The following is a 23,254-nucleotide window of genomic DNA, read 5'->3' as shown; positions in this document are numbered from 1 at the left end:
GATGACGACCTTCCCGGTCGCGTGCCCGCCCTCCACCAGCGCGAGGGCCTCCCCGGCCTCGGCGAGCGGCTTGACCACCGTGACGTGCGGATCCAGCTCGCCCGCGGCCACCAGCCGCGCCAGCTCGGTGAGCACCGCGGTGCTGCGGTCCCGCTCGAGCGAGAAGCCGCCCAGCTCGAGCGCCAGCGGCCGGTCCGCGATCGAGGTCAACCGCTTGGGGTCGGTGACGAGCCCGGCGACGGAGCGCAGCGCATCCCCGCCCACCATGTCGAGGATCGCGTCCACCCCGTCGGGCGCCACCGCGCGCACCCGCTCCTGAACACCGTCGCCGTAGGCGACGGGGATCGCGCCGAACCCGGCCACCAGCTCGTGCTTGCCGGGGCTCGCCACCCCGATCACGCGCAGGCCGCGGGCGACCGCCAGCTGCACCGCCGGGATCCCCACGCCGCCGCCCGCGCCGTTGACCAGCACCGTTGCCCCTGCGGACAGCCCGAACGCGTTGAGCGCGTCGTACGCGGTGCCCGACGCCACCGGCAGCGCCGCCGCGACCTCCGGGCTCACCCCGTCCGGCCGGTGCGCCGCGAACGACGCGGTCACCAGCGCCTGCTCGGCCCAGCCGCCCACCATCCCCGGGCAGCCGCCGAACACCTCGTCACCGGGTGTGAAGCCGGACACCCCCGGGCCCACCGCGACAACCGTCCCGGCCACCTCGCGGCCCAGCACGGCCGGCCCGCTGACGCCGTAGGACCCCTCGCGCACCCGCCAGTCCCCCGGGTTCACCCCGGCCGCCCGCACCCGGACCAGCAGCTCGTCCGGGCCCGGTTCGGGCACCGGCACGTCGAGGAACGCCTGCTTCTCCGGACCGCCGACCGCTGTGAACCCGTATCCGCGCATACCCCTCTCTACCACCTGAAGCGCAGCTCACCACGCCCAGCACGGGTAGGCCGGGCGCGGGCGGGAACAGGACCGGTCGTGACCCTCCCGCACCCGGACCCGTTGCGGCGGCGCCGATGACCGCATCGGTGCCGACGAGCACGGACGAACCCGACGGCGTGGCGACGCACGCCGTCGCGCTGTACGACTCCGCCGACGACCTGCGCCGGCGCGCGCTGCCGTTCCTGCGCGACGGGCTCGCGAGCGGCGGGTCCACCGTGGCGGTCGTGTCCGGCAACACCGCCCGGCAGCTGCGCGACGCCCTCGGCGCCGACCAGCGCGAGGTGCGGTGGCAGGTGCCGGAGGTCGGCTACGAGGGCCTCGGCGGCGTGTTCGAAGGCGTGCGCCGCTTCCTGGCGGGCGAGCACGAGGCCGGCAACGAGGTGCGGCTGCTCACGGAGAACGACGGCACCGGCGGCATCGCCCGAACCAGCTCGTACCTGCGGTTCGAGGCCGCCAGCAACGACGTCCTCACCCCGTTCGGCTTCCCGTGGACCTGCCTCTACGACCGCCGCCGCCACCCGGCCGACGTCCTCGAGCGCGTGCGCGAGGTCCACCCGCACGTCGTCGGCCCGTGCGGGCACACCTCGTCGAGCAGCGCCTACGTCCGGCCCACCAACTACCTCGAGGCCCATCCCGGCCCCCTGTCGGTGGTCCCGCCGCAACCGGCCCTCGACCTCCCCCTCGCCTCGGCCCACCAGCTCGTGGAGGTGCGCAGCACCGCCGTCGGCGCGGGGCGGGCCCTCGGGCTCACCGACGAGGACGGCGACGACTTCGAGCTCGCCACGGCCGAGGTCCTCACCAACGCCATCCGCCACGGGCAGCAGCCCTGCCGGGTCCGGCTGTGGGCCACCCCGGGCCACGTGGTGCTGCGCGTCGACGACCGGGGCGACGGCGGCGAGATCCCCACGAGGGGGTTCCACCCGCCGACCCCCAGCCGCGGGTGCCGGGGCGGCATGGGCATCTGGATGGTCCGCCAGCTCGCCGACGCGGTGCAGGTGCAGACCGGCGACGCGGGGACGTCCGTCGAGCTGCAGTTCCCGCGCCGCGCCTGACCGGGACCGGTTGCGCCCCGCCGACCGGGGCGCCGTAGCGTGGGCCGGTGATCGACCCCGTGACCGACCCCGCGTCCGACGACGCCGTCCTGCTGCGCGCCGCCCGGGTGGACGGGCGGATCGTCGACATCGCGGTGCGGGCCGGCCGGATCGACGCCATGCACCCGCACGGGCAACCCGCACCGACCCGGGCACCCGTGGTCGACCTCGGCGGGCGCCCCGTGGTGCCCGGCCTGTGGGACAACCACGTCCACTTCGACCAGTGGGCCGCCGCCCGGCGGCGGCTGGACCTCGCCGGCGCCCGGTCCGCGCGGGAGGCCGCCGAGCTGGTCGCGGCGCGGGTGCGCGACGAACCGCCGGGCGAGCTCGTCGTCGGGTACGGGTTCCGGGACGCGCTGTGGCCGGACCGCCCGCACCGCGACCTCCTCGACGCCGTCACCCCGCCCGGCGTGCCCGTCGTCCTGGTCGCCGGTGACCTGCACTGCTGCTGGATCAACGGCGCGGCCGCCGCCCGGTACGGGATCGCCGACCACCCGACCGGGCTGGTCCGGGAGCTGGAGTGGCACCCGATCATGAAGGACGTCCGGCAGGCCCAGGACCGGCAGCTCGCGCGCTGGGCGGACGACGCCGCCCGGGCGGCCGCGGCGCGCGGCGTCGTCGGCATCGTCGACTTCGAGGCGCCGTGGCAGCTCGACGCGTGGGCCGAGCGCGTCGCGGGCGGCCTCGACGTGCTCCGCGTGGTCGCGTCGGTGTGGCCGGAACGGATCGACGACCCGATCGAGCGCGGGCTGCGCACCGGCGACGCCGTCCCCGGCACCCGCGGCCTGGTGACCATGGGCCCGCTCAAGGTCGTCACCGACGGGTCGCTCAACACCCGCACCGCCTACTGCCACGACCCCTACCCGGGCCTCGCGGGCACCGAGCACCCCTGCGGGATGCTGCTGGTGCCGCCCGAGGAGCTGGTGCCCCTGCTCGACCGCGCCACCCGGGCCGGCCTCGACGTGGCCGTGCACGCGATCGGCGACCGCGCCAACACCCTCACCCTCGATGCCTTCGCCGCGACCGGGGCGCGCGGCCGCATCGAGCACGCGCAGCTCGTGACCGAACCGGACGTCGCCCGGTTCGCCGAGCTCGGCGTCGTGGCGAGCGTGCAGCCCCGGCACGCGATCGACGACCGGGACGTCGCCGACCGCTACTGGGCGGGCCGCACCGCGCGGGCGTTCCCGTTCCGGCGGCTGCTCGACGCCGGTGTGGAGCTGGTGCTCGGCTCCGACGCCCCCGTCGCCCCGCTCGACCCGTGGGTGGGCATCGCGGCCGCCGTGCACCGCAGCGGCGACGACCGCCCCCCGTGGCACCCCGAGCAGCACATCACCCTGGACGAGGCGCTCGCCGCGTCGTCCGGGCCGGACGGCCCCCTGCGGCCGGGCCGGCGGGCCGACCTCGTGGTGCTCGACGCGGACCTGCCCACCGACCCGCGGGCCGTCGCGACGCTCCCGGTCGCGGCCACCATGCTGGGCGGCCGGTGGACCGTCGCCCCGGCGTGACCGAAGCGGCTGTCCGTACAATTCATTCGCCGTCCCAAATGTCACCCAGCTCTCGCCGCCGTTGACATTTCCGGTGAGATCGCCCTAACTTTCTGAGCGATCTACACGAGCCCGGACGAGAGATCGGCGACGGAGATGCACGCGCATTCGTGGACTGTCGAGTGGGGCCGGCACGGCCGCCCCACGTCGTCCACCCGCCGCCACATCGACCTGCTGCGCGTCAAGAGCGCCCTCTGTCGGGTCCTCTCTCGGGCCTGAACCCCATCGTCCCCGTCACGGCCGGCACGTCCCGCCGGCCAGCGTAGCCCTGCCCTGCTCGGGAAATCGGATCTCCTCGCGATTTCCCGACATTTCCGCGCGCACGGACAGTCGCACGCGGTCCGCGTTCTGCGCGATCCACCGACCACCACGAAGGATTCGCTCGATGACAGCGAAGCGCCTCATCCTCAACCTGTTCGAGATGAACTGCGTGAGCCATATCACACACGGACTGTGGCGGCTCCCCCACAACAACCGCGAGCGGTTCACCGACATCGAGTACTGGATCGAGCTCGCGCAGCTGCTGGACGCCGGCGGGTTCGACGCGGTGTTCCTCGCCGATGTCGTCGGCACCTACGACACCTTCCGCGGCTCGGCCGACACCGCGATCCGCCAAGGCCTGCAGATCCCCAACAACGACCCGGCGATGGTCGTCCCGGCGATGGCCGCGGTGTCGAAGCACCTCGGCTTCGGGATCACCTTCTCCACGACGTACGAACCGCCCTTCGCGTGGGCGCGCCGGGCCTCGACGCTCGACCACCTCACGAAGGGCCGGGTCGGCTGGAACATCGTCACCTCGTACCTGCCCAACGCCGCGCGCAACCACGGGCTGTCCGACGAGATCGAGCACGACAACCGGTACGAGATCGCCGACGAATACCTCGACGTCCTGTACAAGCTGTGGGAGGGCTCCTGGGACGACGACGCGATCATCGCCGACCGCGAGCACAACGTGTTCGCCGATCCGGCCAGGATCCGCCCGATCCACCACAACGGCACGTACTTCGCGGTCGAGGGACCGCACCTTCCCTCCCCCAGCCGGCAGCGCACCCCGGTGCTGTTCACCGCAACCTCGTCCCCGGCCGGGACGGCGTTCGCCGGTAAGCACGCGGAGGTCGTGTTCACCGGCGGGCCGACCGAGGACCACATCCGGCGGCTCGCGGCCCGGCTGAAGCAGGCCGCGGTCGACGCCGGCCGCGCGAGGGGCGACCTCAAGGTCATCACCACGGCCGGGGTCGTCGTCGCCCCGACCGAGGCCGCGGCTCGCGCGAAGCTCGCCCGCTATCAGGAGCTGACCGACCGGGAGGGCTACCTCGCTCACGCCGGGCTGCCGTGGGACCCCACCGCCTACCCGCCGGACCTGCCGCTGGAGCAGGTGCCCGATCTCGCCGAAGGGCGCTCGGGCCGCTACCAGCGGATGCAGCCCGGGCAGACCGTCGGCGAGTACCTGGCAGGCTTCGGCGACCTCGCGCGCCGCCCTTTGTTCGTGGTCGGCGCCCCGCAGCACGTCGCCGACGAGATCGAGCGCTGGCTCGACGAGCTCGACATCGACGGCATCAACCTCCTCCAGTACCACTCCTTCGACACCGCGAAGGACTTCATCGAGCTCGTCGCGCCCGAGCTGCGCGCCCGCGGCCGGCTGCGCAGCACCTACGACGAGACCGAGTCACTGCGCCACCGCATCTTCGGCGCGGGCGACCGCCTGCCCGACCGGCACCACGGCGCCCGCTACCGCGGCGGCAAGCACCTGCCGGCCGAGTCCCCCACCCGTTCCGCGAAGGACCCGTCATGACCAGATTCCGCCCGTTCCGCCGCGCCGGCGTAGCCGGCATCGGACTCGCACTGGTGGGTTCGGTGCTGGCGGCCTGCGCCGGCGCTTCCGCCGCAGGCGGCGGCACCCGCGTCGAGGGCGGCACCATCACCTACGCCCACGTCCAGGAGCCGCCCTGCATCTTCGGCGGCTGGATCCAGCAGGCCTACATCTCCCGCCAGGTGCTCGACAACCTGGTCACGCTGGACACCGACGGTTCGATCAAGCCGTGGCTCGCGACGTCGTGGACGGTGTCCCCGGATGGGCTGACCTACACGTTCACCCTCAAGGAGGGCGTGCGGTTCACCGACGGCACCCCCCTCGACGCGGAAGCGGTGGCGTTCAACTTCGACCAGTGGATGGCCACCGAGATCAACGGAACGGCGAAGGTCTCCCTCGACCCCTACTACCGGGCGGCCGAGGCGATCGACCCGACCCGCGTCGCCATCCACCTCAATGCCCCGTATCCGCAGTTCCTCACCCTGATCACCCAGGGCTACTTCGGCATCCAGTCGCCGACCGCGCTGCGCACCCGCAGCGCGGCGGAGAACTGCGAGAAGCCGGTCGGTTCCGGCGCGTTCATCGTCGAGGAGTGGCGCCGGGGCCAGGAGGTGGTGTTCAAGAAGAACCCGGACTACACCTCCTGGCCGGCGACCGCCAAGCACGAGGGCCCCGCACACGTCGACGAGCTGCGCTGGAAGTTCGTGCCCGACGCGCTGTCGCGCTACGCCTCGCTCACCACCGGGCAGAGCGACGTCGTCTACGAGATCCCGACGGTCCACTGGGAGGACGCCCGGTCGCGGTTCGAGACGACGATCCGCTACATCACGCCCGGCAAGCCGGTGTCCTTCTACCTCAACACCGTGGCCGGCGTGTTCACCGACAAGCTGGTCCGGCAGGCCTTCGCCCACGGCGCCGACCGCAAGGGAGCGGTCGAGGCCGGCTTCCACGGCGTGATCCCCTACGAGGGCAACCCGGCGGTCAGCCAGTCCACGCCCGACTACGACGCGGAGGTCGCCGAGGCGTACCCGTTCGACCAGGCCAGGGCGAACGCGCTGCTCGACCGGGCCGGCTGGACCGGGCGCACCCCCGACGGCATCCGCACCAAGGACGGCGCGCCGCTCACGGTCAGGCTCGTTTACAGCCCCGGCTCGATCTTCACCTCCGAGGGCGCCACGGTCCTGCAGGCGCTGCAGGAGCAGTGGAGGCAGGTCGGCTTCGACGTCCAGCTGGTGCCCGCCACCCGTGCCGAGCTCAACAGCGGCCGGTACTCCGACCCGTCCACTTACGACGCGATGCCCTCGTACTGGACGAGCCCGAGCCCGGCCATCCTCTGGATCGTCTGGCGGCCCAGCACTCCCGAGAAGCCCAACGGCAACAACCGGTCCTTCTACACCAACCCGGACCTCGCGCGGGTGATCCACGAGGCGAACACCTCGACCGACCCCCAGCGCGCCTCGCAGCTGTACCGGCAAGCCCAGCACATCATCTCCGACGACGCCGCAGGGGTCGGCCTCTACACCCAGAACACGCTCGTCGCCGCGTCGAACAGGGTGAAGGACTTCTGGTTGGAGCACAGCCAGGGCGAGCCGGTCTTCTCCGACGCCTACCTCGTGGAGTGAGCGCGATGAAGGCCCCGGTGGTCCGCCGGTTCGGGACCAAGCTCGCGTCCGCGGTGCTGGTGCTGCTGGTAGCCGCGTCGATCACGTTCTTCGTCCAGCTGCTGTTGCCCGGCGACCGCGCGACCGTGATCCTCAACGTGCGCAACGGCCGCGACCAGGAGTGGCCGCCCGAGGAGATCGCCGCGGTCAACGCGCAGTTCGGCTTCGACCGCCCGCTCCTGTTGCAGTACCTGGACTACCTGACCGGGCTGCTGCGCGGCGACCTCGGCACTTCCTACACCGAGTTCCGGCCGGTCACCGACGTGATCGGGGCGCAGCTCGTGCCGAGCGTGATCCTCACGCTGGGCGCGCTCGCCGTCGCGTGGGTGATCGCCGTGACGGTCACGGTGCTGACCGTGCAACGCGGCCGGTTCCTCGGCGGGCTCGGCGCCTCGCTCGAGGCGTTCACCGCGAGCCTGCCGCACTACTGGGTCGGGATGCTGCTGCTCGTCGCGTTCGCGGTGAAGATCCCGATCTTCCCGGTGATCGGGGGCGACGGGCCGGCCGGCACGGTGCTGCCGGTGCTCACCCTCGCCATCCCGCTCTCGGGGTTCCTCGGGCAGGTCCTGCGCGAGGAGTTCCACAAGGTGCTCGACCAGCCCTTCATCACCACCGCCCGCACCCGCGGGATGAGCGACGCCGCAGTCCGCCTGCGGCACGCGCTGCGCCACGCCGTGCTGCCCGGCATCACCTTGTCCGGTTGGGCCCTGGGCGCGCTCGTGTCCGGCTCGGTGATCGTGGAGAACATCTACGGCCGGCCCGGCATCGGGCAGGTGCTCGTCACCGCGGTGAACAACCGCGATATCCCCACCGTAGCCGGGACCGTGCTCGTGGTGGCGGCGGTCTACGTCGTCGCCAACCTCCTCGTCGATCTCGCCTACACCCTCGTCGACCCCAGGCTGCGCCTCTCATGAGCGTCCTCACCCGCACCACCACCGGTACTCGCAGCACCACCGGGCTGCCCGTCCGCCCCGGCACCGTCGCGGCCGGCGGGTTCGTCGCGCTGGTCCTCGTCGCCGCGATGGCCCCCGAGCTGCTCACCGGCGACACACCCACCCGGATCGACCTGCCCAACGCGCTGGCCGCACCGTCGTGGCAGCACCCGTTCGGCACCGACGAGGCCGGCCGCGACCTGCTCACCCGCGTGATCCACGGGACCCGGCTCTCGCTCGGCATCGGGCTCGCTGCCACCGGGGTGTCGATGGTGCTGGCGATCGTGCTCGGCGCGACCGCGGCGCTGGCAGGAGGAGTGGTCGACGCCGTCATCAACCGGATCCTCGAGGTGACCTTCGCGTTCCCGTCGCTGCTCGCCGCGCTGCTCATCGTCGCGGTCTACGGGCCGTCGGTCACCACCTCCATCGTCGCGGTCGGCGTCGGCTCGATGCCCGGCTACGCGCGCATGGTGCGCGGGCAGGTGCTGGCCGTGAAGGAGGCCGGCTACATCGAGTCGGCGCAGGCGCTGGGCCACGGCCCGTGGACGGTGTTCCGGCGGCACCTGCTGCCCAACGCGATGCGGCCGCTCGTCGCCGTCGCCACCCTCGGAATCGGGCAGTCGATCGTCTGGGCCTCGAGCCTGGCGTTCCTCGGCCTGGGAGTGCCGCCGCCCAGCCCGGAGTGGGGCGCGCTGCTCGACTCGGGCCGCAACCACATCACGACGTCGTGGTGGCTCGCGATCCTGCCCGGACTGGTGATCGTGCTCTTCGCGATCGCCGTCACGTCCCTGGGCCGCACCCTGCAACTGCGACTGGAAGGAGCGACGCGATGACCGCCGGCACCCACGGGACCGCCGTACCGGCGCCCGTCACGGAGGTCTCGTCCCCGCTGCTGCGCGTGGAAGGCCTCCGGGTCCGCTTCGGTGAGCGGGAGGTGGTGCGCGGGGTGTCGTTCACCGTCGCCCCCGGCCGGTGCCTCGCGATCGTGGGCGAGTCCGGCTCCGGCAAGTCGGTCACCGCGCGCACCCTGGTCGGGCTGACCGGGCCCGGCGCCCGAGTCACGGCCGAGCGCATCGAGTTCGCCGGCCGCGACCTGCTGCACCGCAGCGAACGCTCGTGGCGGGCCATCCGCGGGCGCGAGATCGGCTACGTCCTGCAGGACGCGCTGGTCTCCCTCGACCAGCTGCGCCGCGTCGGCGACGAGGTGGCCGAGCCGTTGCGCGTGCACGGCCGCGGCACCCGCGCCGAGTGCGCGACGGCCGCGGTGGAGCTGCTTCGAGCCGTCGGCGTGCCGGAGCCGGAGGTCAGGGCCCGCCAGCGGCCCTTCGAGCTCTCCGGTGGCCTGCGCCAGCGGGCACTCATCGCCTCGGCGATCGCGCTCGATCCTCCCCTGCTGATCGCCGACGAGCCCACCACCGCGCTCGACGTGACCGTGCAGGCCCAGGTGCTCGACCTCCTGGCCGAGGGCAAGGCCCGCGGCCGCGCCCTCATCATGATCAGCCATGACCTGTCGGTGGTCGCCCGCATGGCCGACCACGTCGCCGTCATGCGGCAGGGCGAGATCGTCGAGCACGGCCCCGCCGACGACGTGCTGCACCGGCCGGGGCACCCGTACACGCAGGCGTTGCTCGACGCGGTGCCCTCCGAGCACACCCGCGGGCAGCGGTTGGTCCGCCCCGCCCCGGGCCAGCCGGTGGTGCGGCGGGAACGCGTGCAGATCGACCGCAGCCACCCCGTGCTCGACGCGCGCGGGCTCACCAAGGTCTACACCGGGCCCGACAAGGTCGACCGCACCGTCGTCGACGACGTGTCGTTCCAGCTGTTCCCGGGCGAGACGCTCGGCATCGTCGGCGAGTCCGGCTCGGGCAAGACCACCACCGCCCGCATGGCGCTGGCCCTGCTCGAACCGACCGCGGGCGAGGTGCTGCTGCACGGTGAGCCGTGGTCGGCGCTGACGCCGGCGCAGCGGCGCGGCCGGCGCCGGCAGATCGGCGTCGTCTACCAGGACCCGCTCAGCTCGTTCGACCCGCGTTGGTCGGTGGGCCGGCTGCTCGTCGACGCCCTGTCCACCGGCCCGCGACCGCCCGCGTCCACCGAGGAGGCCCGGGCCCGCGCCGTCCGGCTGCTCGACCAGGTCGGCCTGGGCGCCGAGCGGCTCGACGCCGCGCCGCTGCGCCTGTCCGGCGGGGAGCGCCAACGCGTCGCGATCGCCCGTGCGCTGGCGCCGGAACCGCAGGTCATCGTCTGCGACGAGCCGGTGTCCGCGCTCGACGTCTCCATCCAGGCCCAGGTGCTCGACCTGCTCACCGACCTGCAGGACGAGCTGGGCGTGAGCTACCTGTTCATCTCCCACGACCTCGGCGTGATCCACCACATGAGCGACCGGATCCTCGTGATGAGGGAGGGGAGGATCGTCGAGCACGGCGATGCCAACGAGGTCTTCGAGCGGCCGCAAGACCCCTACACCCAGCGGCTCCTGACCGCCCTCCCCCGGCTGGCGGCGGCATGACCACCGACGAGGCCCTGGACGCGCGGTTCGGTCCCGTCTACGAGCGCATCGCGGCGGGCGCGTTGGAGCGTGAGGCGCAGCGCCGTCTGCCGTTCCAGGAGGTCGAGTGGCTGCGCGCGGCCGGGTTCGGGCGGATCCGGGTTCCGGAGGAGGACGGCGGGCTCGGCGCGACGCTCACGCAGCTCTTCCGCCAGCTCATCGCGTTGGGCCGGGCCGACTCGAACCTGCCGCAGCTGCTGCGCGGGCACATCGGGTTCGTCGAGTCCCGGCTCGGGCACGCCGATCCCGACAACCGCAAGCGCTGGCTGCGCCGCATCGTCGACGGGGCGCTCGTCGGCAACGCGCAGAGCGAGGAGTCCAGCCCGTCGTTCTGGCAGAACGCGACGACGGTCCGCCGCGTCGATGGCGGCTGGCGGCTCGACGGCCGCAAGTTCTACTCCACCGGCTCGCTGTTCGCCGACTGGATCCTCACCACCGCGACCGTCGACGGCGACCACAGCGCGATCGTCCTCGTGCCGGCCACGGCGCCCGGTGTGCGGCGCCTCGACGACTGGGACGGATTCGGCCAGCGCCTCACCGGCAGTGGCACCACCGTGTTCGAGGACGTGCCGATCGCCGATGAGGACGTCGAGCCGTACGAGAACGGCGCGCCCCGCCCCTCGTCCCAGGCGGCGATCTACCAGCTCGTGCACCTCGCGACCCTGGCGGGCATCGGCCAGGCCGCCGTCGCCGACGCGGTCGCCTACGTCGCGCAGCGCACCCGCAACCTGGCCAACCCGGCACACCCGCGACCGCGGCTCGACCCCCAGGTGCAGCAGGTCGTCGGCCGGGTGCAGAGCAAGTCGTTCGCCGCGACCGCGACCACCCTCGCTGCCGTGGGCGTCCTCGAGCGTGGGGCGGGGGACGCCGCCGACGCCGCCGTCTTCGCCGCCCAGGCCGCCGTGATCGAGCTGGTCCTCGGCCTGACCACCGAGCTGTTCGAGGTCGGCGGGGCGTCAGCGGTGACCGAGCGCTTCCGCCTCGACCGGCACTGGCGAAACGCCCGCACGCTCGCCTCGCACAACCCCGTGATCACGCGCCAGACCGTGCTCGGCGATCACCTGCTCAACGGCACGTCGCCGAGCACGTGGGTCAGGCGCACGTGGGAGGCGGTCCGGGAGACGCGCGAACGAGGTCAGTCGTCGTCGTAGTCGGCCACGCCGCGCTTCCAGTAGCCACAGATGCGGACGTCGCCCGCGGGGAGGCCGAGCTCCTTGACCCAGCGGCGCAGCGGGCGCACGGCGTCGGCCTCGCCCGCGACCCACACGAACGTCCGCCCCTCCCGCGGCAGGTCGACCTCGCGCACGGCGCGGGCCAGCCCGTCCCCGGCGCCGGGTGGGAGCTCGCCGCGGTGCACCCACCGCACCCGGAACCCGGGCGGGGCCGCGAGCGGGATCTCCTCGCCCGCGTCGGCGACCTCCACGATCGCCCACCCGCCGGCGGTGCTCGGCAGCTGTTCCAGGTAGCGCGCGATCTGCGGCAGCGCGGTCAGGTCGCCGGCGAACAGGTAGCGGTCGTGGTGCCGCGGCACGACGAACCCGCCGGGTGGGCCCGCCACCGGCACCCGCGCGCCGGGCTCGACGGACTCGGCCCAGTCGGACGCGACGCCGCCGCGGTGCACCGCGACGTCGATGTCGAGCTCGCCCGCGTCCGGGTCGAACCGGCGGACGGTGTACTCGCGCGACACGGGGAACGGCCGCGGCCAGCGCAGCACGTCGCCGTTCGCCTCCGGCAACCGCAGCTGCCCGTCCTCGTCCGGGAAGATCAGTCGGACGTGTTCCTCGGGCACGTGGCTTTCGAAGCCCTCGATGCCCGGACCACCCAGGGTGAGCCGGATCAGCGTCGGGGTGAGCCGCTCGGTGCGCAGCACGACCAGCTCGCGGATCCCGATCCGGTACGGCACCCGCACCCCGTCCGCACCGGCCTTCGCGGCGGCCAGCCGGTCGGCCAGCGGGGCCGCACGGTCCTGCACGATCGCCCTGCTCACCGGTGGGTCTCCTCTCGTCGTCGGTCCACGGGCGTCACGACGCCGGGGTCGCGAGCTGCGCGAGCGCCTCGTCGATCGCGTCGAGCGTGCGCAGCGCGCTCCGGTAGGTCGCCGCCTCGGTGTAGCGGATCGGGATCGTCCGGCCCGCCTGCACCGCGGGCAGGTTCGGCCACAGCGGCGAGTCGAGGACCTGCTGCACCGAGTCCTTCGGCGTCCCGTCGGGGTCGACGCTGTAGGTGATCACGTCGGCCTCCCGGAACGCATCCCCGAGTTCCTCGAGCGAGACGTACTCGCTGACCTGCCCCGACCCGGGGCCGGCCTCCTCGACCTGGCCGTAGTACCGAACACCGACGTCGTTGAGGATGTTCGTCCCCCACGAGCCGTCGAACTCGCGCTGGAAGGTGCCGTTGGTGATCTGCCCGTACGCGCCGACGTGGCCGAACCGCAGGCCCTCCACCACCGGGGCGTACTTCTGCGCGAGTTCGGCGGCCCTGGCCTCGTAGTCGGCGCGCAGCGCCTCCAGCGCGGGCAGCACACCCGCCGCGTCCGCCTGCTTGCGCGACACCTCGCGCCAGTCCGAGGGGATGGTCGGGCCGATCGCCACGACCGGCGCCAGCGACTCCAGGCGGGCCACGTCGACGTCGGCGAGGACCGGGGCGGGCACCCCGATCACGATGAGGTCGGGCTGGACGGTCGCGATCGCCTCGTAGTCGGTCTCCGACGCGAGCTCGCCCGCGACCTTCTCCAACCGGTCGTAGGTGGCCCGGTCCTCGGGCGTCATGAGCGGGATGCCCCGTTCCCACGTCGAGATGCCGACGAGCGGAGCGCCCGCCTCGATGAGCGCGGGCACCGCGTAGCCGGTCGCGACGACGCGCTGCGGTGCGACCGGGATCGTGATCTCGCCGTTGTCGGCGGCGAAGACCCGCGTCGGGCCGGCCTCCGGCGCGGGAGCCTGCTGCGCGGAGCCGCAGGCGGTCGCGACGAGCGCGAGCGCCGCGGCGCACAGGGCGACGAGGCGGTGTTCCCAGGTGGACGTCATCGATTCCTCGGTGTCTCAGGGGTGGGAGGTCAGGTAGCCACCCATGCGGGGGAAGAAGTCGGCGGCGTCGAACTCCCGCCCGTCGTCGGTGCGGAGCCGCTCGAGCAGCAGGCCGCGGTTGCGGCCCCGCCGCGCGTCGGCGCCCGCGACCACCACGACCCCGCGGCCGCGCCGGATGACGACCCGCCCCGGCGTCCCGCCGATCGCGTCCTCGGTGACGGAGGCCTTCAGGACGCGCAGCCGCTGCCCGCGGTAGAAGCAGTAGGCGTTCGGGTACGGGTCGACCTGCGCGCGCACCAGGTTGAAGATGTCGCGCGCCGGCCACGAGAAGTCGATGCGGTTGTCCTCCTCGCTACGGCGGTGGAAGTACGACGCCGCCCGCCGGTCCTGCGGGACCGGGCGCGCCCGCCCGGACGCCACCAGCTCCAACGCCTCCACCGCGGTCGGGCCGAACATGGCCAGCGTGCGGTCGAACAGGTCGACGACGGTGTCGTCGTCGGTGACCGGGGTCGAGCGCTGCAGCAGGATGTCGCCCGCGTCGAACTCGGCGTTCATCAGGTGGGCGGTGACCCCGACCTCGGGCTCGTCGTTGATCAGCGCCCAGTTGAGCGGGGCGAACCCGGCGTAGGCGGGCAGCAGCGCGTCGTGCACGTTCACCGTGCCCAGGCGCGGGACCGAGAAGACCTCCGGCGGCAGCCAGGTGCGCCAGTTCGCCACGACCATGGCGTCGGGTTCGGCAGCGGTGATGGCGTCGCGGACCTCGGCGTCCGCGGCGCGCTCGCGCACCAGCACCGGGATGCCCCGGTCGGCGGCGAGCTCGGCCACCGACTCGTTGAAGATCTTCTCGTACGCGTCGTCGCCGTCGGGGTGGGTGACGATCAGGGGGACCTCGTGGCCCGCCTCGAGCACGGCCTCGATCGTGCGTCTCCCCCACGTCATGTATCCGAACGCGACGACCCGCATCCAGCTCCGCCCTCCGATCGACTTAAGGAAGGCTAACCATAGGCGCACGGGACCGCGCCGGGGAAGGTGACCTTGCGCTCCCCCGCCCGTCAGGCGGTGTGCCGGTAGGTCGGGTAGCCGAGGTAGCCGGCGAGGCCGCCCTGGTACCAGGTCGCTTCGTCGTCGTCGGCCACCGGCAGGCCCGCGCGCAGGCGCTCGACCAGGTCCGGGTTGTTGATGAACGCGCGGCCGAAGCTGATGAGGTCGGCGCCGAGGCCCAGCCGGCGATCGGCCTGCTCGAGGTCGGTCCGCCGCGGCCCCATCGGGGGTGTCGGGTTGACGGATCAGGGCGCCGTCCCAGGTCTTGCGCAGCAGGAGCAGCGTGTCCTCGTCGGTGGTCCCCTCGAGGTGGACGTAGGCCAGGTCGAGGCGGTTCAGCTCGGTGAGCAGGGCGGTGTACAGCTCGGGCACGTCGGTCTCCTCGACGCCCCAGCAGCCCGCCCCGGGCCAGAGCCGGATGCCCGTGCGCGGCCCGCCGATGGCGTCGACGGTCGCCTCGACCGCCTCCACCGCGAACCGGATGCGGTGCGCGACCGGGCCGCCGTAGGCGTCGGTGCGCAGATTGGCGTTCGACGACAGGAACTGCGAGATCAGGTAGCCGTTGGCGCCGTGCAGCTCGACGCCGTCGAAGCCGGCCTCGGCACCGCGGCGCGTCCCCGACGGCCGGGACGGCGGACGGCCCGACCGGCTGCAACCCGGTGGTGTCGGGGTGGGACACGCGGCCGCCGTGCATGATCTGGGCGCAGATCCGGCCGCCGTTGACGTGGACGGCCGCGGTCACCGGCCGCCACGCGGCCACGTGCTCGTCGGTGACCAGCCCCGGCGCGCCGGGGTTGGACCGGCCGACCCGGTTGGGGTGCACGCCCTCGCTCACGACGAGGCCGGCGGTGGCGCGCTGGGCGTAGTAGCTCGCCATCGCGGGGGTCGCCCGCCCGTCGGCGGTGGTGCGGACACGACTCATGGGCGCCATCACGACGCGGTTGGGCAGGGTGAGCTCGCCGAGCCGGTGGCGGTCGAACAGGCTCGTCACGGGATCCGCCTGTCGAGAACTCCTGCCCCATCGGGCAGGTCGCCGCCACGCTCAGAGCTGACGTCGACGTCAGAGGCGAGCGTTTGTCTCGGAGCTCACAACCGTCAGCGGTGGTCGACCGGGACGGCGCCGAGCGCCTGCTCGCGCGTGGGCAGCAGCTCGAGCGCGGAGTCGAGGCCCAGCAGGCTCAGCGGCCGGGTGACGGGACGGTGGGCGGCCACGATGCGCAGCGCCACGTCCCGTTCCCGGGCGAGGGCGCGCAGCCGCAGGAGCACGGCGATGCCGGCGGCGGCCAGGAACGGCACGCGGGTCAGATCCACCACGAGGACGGAGTGCCCGTCCCGCTCGAGGGCGGGGAGGAGTTGTTCCTGCAGGCAGGGCGCCGTGGCCATGTCGAGCTCACCGTGGACCTGCACGAGGAGCACGGACGGCTGGGCGCGGGTGACGACAACCCTGATCGGCTCGACCGGGGGCTCGATCACGAGGCGGCGCCGCGCGTGGCGGGAAGCCGCGCGGGCGGGACGGGGACACGAAGATTGATCATCAACGACCTCTGGTAGAGGCGCAGGGGGCGAACGATGCGGTGGACCGGTGGGCTGTGACTTCGACAGCGCCGGACCAGGCGACGGTTTCCGCACACCACGAGCGGCTGGCAGGACTGCCCGGCTGGCTGCACAACCGCGACTCGACCGAGAGTACTGGCGTTGACACGGACTGGCCAGGTCTGGGCCCCGGCGCGGCGCGACCGGGGGCGGGCGCAACGGCCTCCCGGTACGGTGGCGGCTCGCCACGGGACGGAGGTTCGGGTATGGCGGACGCGGCCGAGCGCTTGCTCACCGTGGCCCAGGAGCTGGCCGAGGTGTCGCGGCTGGTCGACGACGACGACGCGGTCGGCGCGCTGGATCGGTTCGCCGCCCGCCTGGTGGGCACCGTCCCGGGCTGCGCCGCGGCCAGCGTCACCATCCGGGTGGACTCCGACGCCGAGACGGTCGCCGCGGCCGCGAACGGGCGCGACGGTCTCCCGGTGCCGTCGGTCTGTGAACTCGGCCCGATCATCGAGGCGCTGCAGCACCGCGAACCGCGCCGCCTCGACGACACGCACACCGACCAGCGGTGGCCGCGCTTCTCCGCCCGCCGCGCGGCCGAGGGGTACCGGAGTTGCCTGGTGATCCCGGTGCCGGCGCAGCGGGCGGCCTCCCCCGCCGTGCTGACGCTGTACTCGACCGAGCCCCACCGGTTCGACGAGACCGTCCACGACATCGTGCTGCTGCTGACGCTGCACGCCGGCGTCGTCTTCGACAACGCCAAGCTCTTCCACGACAGCTGGCAGCTCGTCGAGCAGCTGACCCAGGCGATCGAGAACCGCCAGGTGATCGGGCAGGCGCAGGGTCTGCTGATGCGCCACGTCGGATGCGACTCGGCGCGGGGGTTCCAGTTGCTCAAGGCCGCCTCGCAGAACACGAACACGAAGCTCCGCGACGTCGCGGTCACGCTGGTCGGCGCGCATGAGAAGGGGGAGTTCTCCCACGCGCTGGCGAGGTTCGGCGTGGGGCCGGATTCGACGGCCGCCGCCTATCTGTAGCGCGCGTGCGCCGTCGGGTTCCGCGGAGCCCGCGCGGGTCGCCTCGAATCGCGGCATGGCCGCCTTCACGTTGCGGGGCCGCCCGTCACAGGTCCCTGTTCGGCAGGCGGCGCCCGGCGGCCCGTCGGTCGAGCCCCGCACGCCCGGCGCGTGCCCGTACGACCGGAGGTGAACGTTCGCCGGCGCGATCAGCGGCAGCACGACCCGCGGGCGACGTCGGGGGTGCCGGATCAACCGGGACGAGTCCCCCGGGACCGGCAGACGGCCGCCAACGTTTTCAGGAGCCACCCGACGAGGCGCGAGACACCGAGCCCGACCGCCTTGACAGCGCTGTCACACCCCGACAGCATTCCCTCGGCCGCGCGTCGGCCGCCGGTGCCGTCCGAGCCGACCCGGGAGGAGAACACGCATGGCCGAGCGCGGGTGGCTGCGTCCGCTGGGCGGCACGGGGCTCACCGTGTCCGCGGTGTGCGCGGGCGGCGCGCCGCTGGGCAGCATGCCCGACAACTTCGGCTACGAGGTGCCCGAACAGCGGGCTATCGAGACGGTGCTGCGGGTGCTCGCCGGGCCGATCACGTTCCTCGACACCTCGAACGACTACAGCGGGGGCGAGAGCGAACGGCGCATCGGCGCCGCGCTGGCGCAGGTCGGTGGGGTGCCGAACGGGTTCGTGCTCGCCACGAAGGTGGACCAGGACGCCTCGGGCGACTTCTCCGGGGCCCGGGTGCGCCGGTCGATCGAGGAGAGCCTGCAACGGCTGGGCGTCGACCGGGTGCCGCTTCTGTACCTGCACGACCCCGAGCACATCTCCTTCGAGGAGGGGATGGCAGCGGGCGGGCCGGTCGAGGAGCTGCTGCGGATCCGGGACGAGGGCATCGCCGCGCACATCGGCGTGGCCGGAGGGCCGGTCGGGCTGATGGAGCGGTACGTGAAGACCGGCGCGTTCGAGGCGCTGATCACGCACAACCGGTGGACGCTGCTGGACCGCTCGGCGGACGCGCTGCTGGACGCGGCCGTCGCGCAGGGGGTCGCGGTGGTGAACGCGGCCGTCTACGGCGGCGGGATCCTCGCCACCGGCAGCGCGGGCTCCACCCGCTACGCCTACCAGGAGGCCCACCCCGAGGTGCTGGCCGCGGTGCGCGCGATGGAGGACGCCTGCGCCCGCCACGGGGTGCCGCTCGCCGCCGCGGCGCTGCAGTTCTCGATCCGCGACGAGCGGGTCGACTCCACGATCGTCGGGTTCTCCCGCCCCGAGCGGGTCGACGAGTGCGTCGCGCTCGCCCGGCACCCGATCCCCGACGAGCTGTGGCCGGAGCTGGACGCGCTGGTGCCGAGCAGCGAGCGCTGGTTGTACTGACCGAGAGGACCCTTTCCCCGTGACCGAACCGATCACGTTCCCCGACGGCTTCGTCTGGGGCACCGCCACGGCCGCCTACCAGATCGAGGGCGCCGCCACCGAGGACGGCCGCGGCGCCTCGATCTGGGACACGTTCTCCCACACCCCCGGCGCGGTCCGCGACGGCGACACCGGCGACGTCGCGTGCGACCACTACCACCGCTACCGCGAGGACGTCGGGCTGATGCGGGAGCTCGGCATCGGCGCCTACCGGTTCTCGCTGGCCTGGCCGCGGCTGCAGCCGCAGGGGCGCGGGCCGCTGCACCCGGGCGGGGTGGGTTTCTACGACCGGCTGCTCGACGAGCTGCACGCGGCCGGGATCCGGCCGTGGGTCACGCTCTACCACTGGGATCTGCCGCAGGCCCTCGAGGACGCGGGCGGCTGGCCCGAGCGCGACACCGCGCTGCGGTTCGCCGAGTACGCCGCCGCGGTCCACGAGCGCTTCGCCGACCGCATCCCCGACTGGACCACGCTGAACGAGCCGTGGTGCTCGGCGTTCCTCGGCTACGCCTCCGGCGTGCACGCGCCCGGCAGGCGCGACCCCGCCGCGTCGCTGCGGGCCGCCCACCACCTGCTGCTCGGGCACGGCCTCGCCGTCGAGGCGATGCGCTCGACCCGCCCCGACCTGCGCTACGGCATCACGCTGAACCTCTACCCCACCGTCGCGGCCAGCGCCGACCCGGCCGACGCCGAGGCCGCCCGCCGCGTCGACGGCCAGAGCAACCGACTGTTCCTCGACCCGCTCCTCGCCGGGCGCTACCCGGCCGACGTGCTCGCCGACCTGGAGCCGATCGCCGGCACGGCGCACATCCGCGACGGCGACGAGAAGCAGATCGCGGTGCCGCTCGACGTGCTGGGGGTCAACTACTACACCCGCCACGTGGTGCGCGGCGGGAAGCCGGACGAGGACTTCGAGCGCGACGCCTCCTGGGTGCTCGCCCCCGACGTGGAGAAGGTGCGCACCGGCGCCCCGCGCACCGAGATGGGCTGGGAGATCCACCCGGACGGCCTGTACGACACCCTGGTGCGCGTCTCGCGCGACTACGACGCCCCGCCGCTTTTCGTCACCGAGAACGGCGCGGCCTTCGCCGACGTCGTCGACGCCGACGGGCGGGTGCGCGACCAGCAGCGCATCGACTTCCTCGACGGCCACTTCCGGGCGGCGGCGCGGGCGATCGCCGACGGCGTCGACCTGCGCGGCTACTTCGTGTGGTCGCTGATGGACAACTTCGAGTGGGCGTGGGGGTACGCGCGCCGGTTCGGGCTCGTGCACGTCGACTACGCCACGCAGCAGCGCACCCCGAAGGACAGCGCCCGCTGGTTCGCCGGCGTCGCGCGGGCGAACGGCATCACCGGGTGATCGGCGGTCCCGGGTCGAGGAGGTCGCCATCAAGCCGGAGCGGAGCCGCCGACCGACGCTGAGCGAGGTCGCCCGGCGGGCGGGCGTCTCGCCGTCGACCGTCTCGCGGGTGGTCCGCGGTTCCACGCCGGTGAGCCCCGAGCTGGAGCGGACCGTGCGCGCGGCCATCGCAGAGACCGGCTACGTGCCGAACCTGGCCGCGCGCCAGCTCGTCACCAGCCGATCGGACACGGTCGGGGTGGTGATCCCCGAGGACCAGGACCACGTGTTCGGCGAGCCGTTCTTCGCGGGGCTGGTCCACGGCGTCACCGCCCGGCTGGCGACGACGCCGTTCCACTTCATCCTGATCGTCGCCCGCTCCCCGGACGACCGGGTGTGGCTGCGCAACTACGTCGCGAGCCGGCACGTCGACGGCGTCATGCTCATCGCCCCGCGCCGCGGCGACCCGCTCGGCACCCAGCTCACCGAGACCGGCGTGCCCGTGGTGTTCATGGGCAAGCCGTTCGGCGTCGCCGGCGCCCGGTACGTCGACGCGGACAACGCGCGCGGGGTCGCGCAGGCCGTGGAGTACCTGCACGGCAAGGGCAGGCGCGCGATCGCGATGATCACGGGTGTGCCGTCGATGCGGTCGGCGATCGACCGGCTCGCCGGGTACCGCGAAGGGCTCGCCCGGGCCGGGCTGCCCGTCGACGAGCGGCGCATCGCCGAGAGCGACTACACCGAGGACGGCGGCGAGCGCGCGATGGCCGAGCTGCTCGGGCGGGGCGTGCCGATCGACGCGGTGGTCGCCGCGTCCGACACCGCCGCGATGGGGGCGCTGCGCGCGCTGCGGACCGCGCGGGTCCGGGTGCCCCGCGACGTCGCCGTGGTCGGGTTCGGCGACGACCCGAACAGCGCCCGCCACCGGCCGCCGCTCACCACCGTGGCCCAACCCGCCGAGGCGATGGGCCGCCACCTCGCCACGCTCATGGTCGACGCCATCGAGGGCAGGCCGGGCAGGCGGCGAGTGATCCTGCCGACCCGGCTGATCGTGCGGGCGACGGCCTGAGCTCACGAGTCACTCGGTGAGGAAGCCGATCACGGCGTCGAGGAACTCCACCGGCGCCTCGACGTTGGCCATGTGCACCGTGGGCAGCAGGACGAGCCGCGCGCCGGGCACGATCGCGGCGAGCTCCTCGCCGTGGGCGGCGGAGGTGACGGTGTCGTGCTCGCCCGCGATGACCAGCGTCGGGCTGGTGATCAGGGAGGCGGTGCGGCGCAGGTCGTAGTCGCGCACCGCGGCCCAGCTGCCGGCCACGCCCTCCGGCGGGGTGGCGAGCAGGGTGCGGCGGAACCCCTCGACCACCTCGTCCCCGTCGAGCAGGTGCGGCGGGAACCAGTTGCGCAGGAAGGTCTGCGCGGTGTCCCGCATGTCGGGGGCGGCCAGCAGGTCCGCGATCGGCTGGTCCCACCGCTGCGGCGGGCCGAGGTAGGCGGCGGTGTTGGACAGCACGAGGCGGTCGACGCGCTCGGGCAGGTGGATGCCGAGCCACTGGGCCACGATCCCGCCGAGCGAGAGCCCCAGCACGTGGACCCGCTGCAGGCCGAGGGCGTCCAGCAGCTCCACCACGTCCCGGCCGAGCCGGTCGAGCGAGTACGGGCCGCTCGGCGCGTCCGAGGCGCCGTGGCCGCGGGCGTCGTAGCGCAGCAGCCGGAAGTGCTCGGTGAGCGCGGGCACCTGGCCGTCCCACATGTGCAGGTCGGCGCCGATCGAGTTCGACAGCAGCAGCACGGGCCGGTCGGGGTCGCCGTCGAGGCGGTAGGCGATGCGGACGCCGTCTCCGGTGGTGACGGCGCCGGGCGTCGGTGCGTTCATGGCCTCGACCTTCGGCCACGTCGGTGGAGATGGCCATTACAAAGATCGGACCAGCTTTGTAGGCTCTCCCGACAATGTCTCGGTTCACGCTGCACGACCTGCAGTGCTTCGACGCCGTCGTGAGCGCCGGGGGCTTCCAGGCCGCCGCCGAGCGCCTGCACCGCTCCCACCCGGCCGTGTTCGCTGCGGTCGCCAAGCTCGAGCGCCAGCTGGGCCTGACCCTGCTGGACCGCTCCGGCTACCGGGTCGCGCCCACCGAGGCGGGCCGGGCCTTCCACCGCAAGGCCCGGGTGCTGCTGCACGAGGCCGATGAGCTGCAGACCTACGCCGCGCAGCTGGCCATGGGCGAGGAGGCGCAGCTGCGGGTCGTGCTCGGCGACCTGTGCCCGCTGCCGCCGGCGCTGGCGCTGCTCAGCGAGTTCTTCGGCGCCTGCCCGCAGACGCGGCTGCACCTGCAGTTCGAGGCGATCACCGGGCCCTGGGAGCGGCTGCTGGACGACGAGACCGACCTGATCGTGCACCGCGTCCCGAAGAGCGACGTGCGCATGGAGTGGATCGACCTCGGCCGGGTCGCGATGGTGCCGGTGGTCGCGCCCGGGTTCCTGCCGTTCCCGCCGTCGGACGACCTCACGCCGCAACGGATGCAGCCGTTCACCCAGTGCGTGCTGCGCGACTCCGCGCGCCACCCCGCCGAGCCGGGCCACTTCCTCGTCGAGGGGGCGCCCCGCTGCACCGTGCCCGATCACCTCATGAAGAAGGAGCTGGTGCTGCACGGCATGGCGTGGGGGCACCTCCCCCGGTTCCTGATCGAGCAGGAGCTGCGCGACGGGCGCCTGCTCTCCATCGCCGGACGCCACTTCCCCGGTGTGGTCGAGGAGCTCGTGGCCGCCCGGCGGCGCGACCGGCCGCACGGCCCCGTCGCCGAGCAGCTGTGGACCTTCCTGGCCGACCAGGCCCCCGTGCTCCCGCCCCGGCTGGGCCGGGTACCGAAGGCCGAGGCCGGGGCTCCCGTCACGGGACCGGCGTGAGGGCCTTCCCCGTGGAGAACCACGACCGGATGTTGTCGATCACGCACCGGTCCATGTCGTCGCGCGTCTCGACCGTGTTGCTCGCGATGTGCGGCACGAGCACCACGTTGTCGGCCTCGATCAGCGCCTGCGGCACGTTCGGCTCGTCGTCGAACACGTCGAGTCCGGCCGACCCGAGCTTGCCATTGCCCAGCAACTCGACCATCGCCGCCTGGTCCACGACCGAGCCGCGCGCGATGTTCACGAAGATGCCTTCCGGGCCCAGCGCCTCGAGCGCGGCGCGGGAGATCAGCCGGTGCGTCTCGGGACCGCCCGGGCAGGCGGCGATCAGCACGTCGGCCCAGCGCGCCAGATCGACCACGTCGTCGAAGTACTGCCAGCTCACGCCCGGCTTGGCACGCGGGCCGTGCCAGCCGATCGTGGTGCCGAAGGGCTCGCAGCGGCGGCCGATCG

General features: G+C 73.5%; 21 protein-coding genes and 2 pseudogenes. 13 read left to right on the top strand and 10 right to left on the bottom strand.

Annotation, left to right across the window (positions count from 1 at the left end; genetic code table 11):
* On the bottom strand, positions 1-909 hold a 909-nt coding region (locus tag VKZ81_RS28280; RefSeq protein ID WP_324244760.1), incomplete at its 3' end, for an NADP-dependent oxidoreductase.
* 113 nt (positions 910-1,022) lie between these two features.
* Here VKZ81_RS28280 and VKZ81_RS28275 point away from each other — a divergent pair.
* The 8 genes from VKZ81_RS28275 (at position 1,023) to VKZ81_RS28240 (ending at position 11,673) form a co-directional block, all read left to right on the top strand.
* Positions 1,023-1,988 (top strand): sensor histidine kinase, encoded by a 966-nt coding sequence (locus VKZ81_RS28275; protein ID WP_324244759.1) that lies wholly within the window; start codon positions 1,023-1,025, stop codon positions 1,986-1,988.
* A gap of 47 nt (positions 1,989-2,035) precedes the next feature.
* Positions 2,036-3,532 carry an amidohydrolase gene (locus VKZ81_RS28270; RefSeq protein WP_324244758.1) on the top strand — a complete coding sequence of 499 codons (1,497 nt, stop codon included), beginning with the start codon at positions 2,036-2,038 and terminating at the stop codon, positions 3,530-3,532.
* Between the two features lie 424 nt (positions 3,533-3,956).
* Positions 3,957-5,363: an NtaA/DmoA family FMN-dependent monooxygenase gene (locus VKZ81_RS28265; protein ID WP_324244757.1), complete on the top strand. Its 1,407-nt coding sequence runs from the start codon at positions 3,957-3,959 to the stop codon at positions 5,361-5,363.
* On the top strand, positions 5,360-7,003 hold the full coding sequence (locus tag VKZ81_RS28260) for an ABC transporter substrate-binding protein (protein WP_324244756.1): 1,644 nt from the start codon (positions 5,360-5,362) through the stop codon (positions 7,001-7,003). The genes VKZ81_RS28265 and VKZ81_RS28260 overlap by 4 nt, the downstream gene beginning before the upstream one ends.
* 5 nt (positions 7,004-7,008) lie before the next feature.
* Positions 7,009-7,956, top strand: a complete 948-nt coding sequence (locus VKZ81_RS28255) for an ABC transporter permease (RefSeq protein WP_324244755.1) — start codon at positions 7,009-7,011, stop codon at positions 7,954-7,956.
* Entirely contained in the window at positions 7,953-8,807 is an 855-nt protein-coding gene (locus VKZ81_RS28250; RefSeq protein WP_324244754.1) for an ABC transporter permease, read from the top strand. The genes VKZ81_RS28255 and VKZ81_RS28250 overlap by 4 nt, the downstream gene beginning before the upstream one ends.
* On the top strand, positions 8,804-10,483 hold the full coding sequence (locus VKZ81_RS28245) for an ABC transporter ATP-binding protein (protein ID WP_324244753.1): 1,680 nt from the start codon (positions 8,804-8,806) through the stop codon (positions 10,481-10,483). Before VKZ81_RS28250 ends, VKZ81_RS28245 begins: the two co-directional genes overlap by 4 nt.
* Positions 10,480-11,673, top strand: a complete 1,194-nt coding sequence (locus VKZ81_RS28240) for an acyl-CoA dehydrogenase family protein (RefSeq protein WP_324244752.1) — start codon at positions 10,480-10,482, stop codon at positions 11,671-11,673. Before VKZ81_RS28245 ends, VKZ81_RS28240 begins: the two co-directional genes overlap by 4 nt.
* Here the strand turns inward: VKZ81_RS28240 and VKZ81_RS28235 are convergent.
* The 7 genes and pseudogenes from VKZ81_RS28235 to VKZ81_RS28205 all read right to left on the bottom strand — a co-directional run bounded on the left by VKZ81_RS28235 (position 11,658) and on the right by VKZ81_RS28205 (position 16,062).
* A complete protein-coding gene (locus VKZ81_RS28235; protein ID WP_324244751.1) occupies positions 11,658-12,509 on the bottom strand; it encodes a siderophore-interacting protein in 852 nt (283 codons plus the stop codon). The genes VKZ81_RS28240 and VKZ81_RS28235 overlap by 16 nt on opposite strands.
* A gap of 34 nt (positions 12,510-12,543) precedes the next feature.
* Positions 12,544-13,548 (bottom strand): ABC transporter substrate-binding protein, encoded by a 1,005-nt coding sequence (locus VKZ81_RS28230; protein WP_324244750.1) that lies wholly within the window; start codon positions 13,546-13,548, stop codon positions 12,544-12,546.
* A gap of 15 nt (positions 13,549-13,563) precedes the next feature.
* Entirely contained in the window at positions 13,564-14,511 is a 948-nt protein-coding gene (locus VKZ81_RS28225; protein WP_324244749.1) for a methionyl-tRNA formyltransferase, read from the bottom strand.
* Positions 14,512-14,600: 89 nt separating this feature from the next.
* Complete coding sequence (locus VKZ81_RS28220) at positions 14,601-14,813, bottom strand: hypothetical protein (RefSeq protein WP_324244762.1); 213 nt, start codon at positions 14,811-14,813, stop codon at positions 14,601-14,603.
* Between the two features lie 142 nt (positions 14,814-14,955).
* A pseudogene (locus tag VKZ81_RS28215) lies at positions 14,956-15,144 on the bottom strand (oxidoreductase); the annotation flags it as partial.
* A gap of 121 nt (positions 15,145-15,265) precedes the next feature.
* Positions 15,266-15,511 (bottom strand): annotated as a pseudogene (locus VKZ81_RS28210) (oxidoreductase); the annotation flags it as partial.
* Positions 15,512-15,684: 173 nt separating this feature from the next.
* Positions 15,685-16,062, bottom strand: a complete 378-nt coding sequence (locus tag VKZ81_RS28205) for an STAS domain-containing protein (RefSeq protein WP_324244748.1) — start codon at positions 16,060-16,062, stop codon at positions 15,685-15,687.
* Positions 16,063-16,388: 326 nt separating this feature from the next.
* On the opposite strand from VKZ81_RS28205, the gene VKZ81_RS28200 reads away from it, so the two are divergent.
* From VKZ81_RS28200 to VKZ81_RS28185, 4 genes are all read left to right on the top strand, one after another.
* On the top strand, positions 16,389-17,162 hold the full coding sequence (locus VKZ81_RS28200; protein ID WP_324244747.1) for a GAF and ANTAR domain-containing protein: 774 nt from the start codon (positions 16,389-16,391) through the stop codon (positions 17,160-17,162).
* Between the two features lie 409 nt (positions 17,163-17,571).
* Positions 17,572-18,519 (top strand): aldo/keto reductase, encoded by a 948-nt coding sequence (locus tag VKZ81_RS28195; RefSeq protein ID WP_324244746.1) that lies wholly within the window; start codon positions 17,572-17,574, stop codon positions 18,517-18,519.
* 19 nt (positions 18,520-18,538) lie between these two features.
* Positions 18,539-19,918, top strand: a complete 1,380-nt coding sequence (locus VKZ81_RS28190) for a GH1 family beta-glucosidase (protein ID WP_324244745.1) — start codon at positions 18,539-18,541, stop codon at positions 19,916-19,918.
* 28 nt (positions 19,919-19,946) lie between these two features.
* Entirely contained in the window at positions 19,947-20,966 is a 1,020-nt protein-coding gene (locus tag VKZ81_RS28185; RefSeq protein WP_324244761.1) for a LacI family DNA-binding transcriptional regulator, read from the top strand.
* 9 nt (positions 20,967-20,975) lie between these two features.
* Here the strand turns inward: VKZ81_RS28185 and VKZ81_RS28180 are convergent, their stop codons facing one another.
* Positions 20,976-21,773: an alpha/beta fold hydrolase gene (locus tag VKZ81_RS28180; protein WP_324244744.1), complete on the bottom strand. Its 798-nt coding sequence runs from the start codon at positions 21,771-21,773 to the stop codon at positions 20,976-20,978.
* Between the two features lie 74 nt (positions 21,774-21,847).
* Here VKZ81_RS28180 and VKZ81_RS28175 point away from each other — a divergent pair, with 74 nt between their 5' ends.
* Positions 21,848-22,801: a LysR family transcriptional regulator gene (locus VKZ81_RS28175; RefSeq protein ID WP_324244743.1), complete on the top strand. Its 954-nt coding sequence runs from the start codon at positions 21,848-21,850 to the stop codon at positions 22,799-22,801.
* Here the strand turns inward: VKZ81_RS28175 and VKZ81_RS28170 are convergent.
* Positions 22,785-23,254 (bottom strand): NAD(P)-dependent oxidoreductase (locus tag VKZ81_RS28170; RefSeq protein WP_324244742.1); only part of this gene is annotated, 470 nt, incomplete at its 5' end. The two genes, VKZ81_RS28175 and VKZ81_RS28170, sit on opposite strands and share 17 nt — an antisense overlap.

Source organism: Pseudonocardia sp. (assembly GCF_035305885.1).
In the GTDB taxonomy this organism is placed as follows: Bacteria; Actinomycetota; Actinomycetes; order Mycobacteriales; family Pseudonocardiaceae; genus Pseudonocardia.
This window is presented reverse-complemented; position numbering and strand designations above follow the sequence as displayed.

What these genes read in the sequence shown, in the direction of transcription:
- VKZ81_RS28265 (WP_324244757.1), top strand. Translation starts at nt 3,957, where the DNA reads ATGACAGCGAAGCGCCTCATCCTCAACCTGTTCGAGATGAACTGCGTG.
- VKZ81_RS28260 (WP_324244756.1), top strand. Translation starts at nt 5,360, where the DNA reads ATGACCAGATTCCGCCCGTTCCGCCGCGCCGGCGTAGCCGGCATCGGA.
- VKZ81_RS28255 (WP_324244755.1), top strand. Translation starts at nt 7,009, where the DNA reads ATGAAGGCCCCGGTGGTCCGCCGGTTCGGGACCAAGCTCGCGTCCGCG.
- VKZ81_RS28250 (WP_324244754.1), top strand. Translation starts at nt 7,953, where the DNA reads ATGAGCGTCCTCACCCGCACCACCACCGGTACTCGCAGCACCACCGGG.
- VKZ81_RS28245 (WP_324244753.1), top strand. Translation starts at nt 8,804, where the DNA reads ATGACCGCCGGCACCCACGGGACCGCCGTACCGGCGCCCGTCACGGAG.
- VKZ81_RS28240 (WP_324244752.1), top strand. Translation starts at nt 10,480, where the DNA reads ATGACCACCGACGAGGCCCTGGACGCGCGGTTCGGTCCCGTCTACGAG.
- VKZ81_RS28230 (WP_324244750.1), bottom strand. Translation starts at nt 13,548, where the DNA reads ATGACGTCCACCTGGGAACACCGCCTCGTCGCCCTGTGCGCCGCGGCG.
- VKZ81_RS28225 (WP_324244749.1), bottom strand. Translation starts at nt 14,511, where the DNA reads ATGCGGGTCGTCGCGTTCGGATACATGACGTGGGGGAGACGCACGATC.
- VKZ81_RS28220 (WP_324244762.1), bottom strand. Translation starts at nt 14,813, where the DNA reads ATGGGGCCGCGGCGGACCGACCTCGAGCAGGCCGATCGCCGGCTGGGC.
- VKZ81_RS28200 (WP_324244747.1), top strand. Translation starts at nt 16,389, where the DNA reads ATGGCGGACGCGGCCGAGCGCTTGCTCACCGTGGCCCAGGAGCTGGCC.
- VKZ81_RS28195 (WP_324244746.1), top strand. Translation starts at nt 17,572, where the DNA reads ATGGCCGAGCGCGGGTGGCTGCGTCCGCTGGGCGGCACGGGGCTCACC.
- VKZ81_RS28180 (WP_324244744.1), bottom strand. Translation starts at nt 21,773, where the DNA reads ATGAACGCACCGACGCCCGGCGCCGTCACCACCGGAGACGGCGTCCGC.
- VKZ81_RS28175 (WP_324244743.1), top strand. Translation starts at nt 21,848, where the DNA reads ATGTCTCGGTTCACGCTGCACGACCTGCAGTGCTTCGACGCCGTCGTG.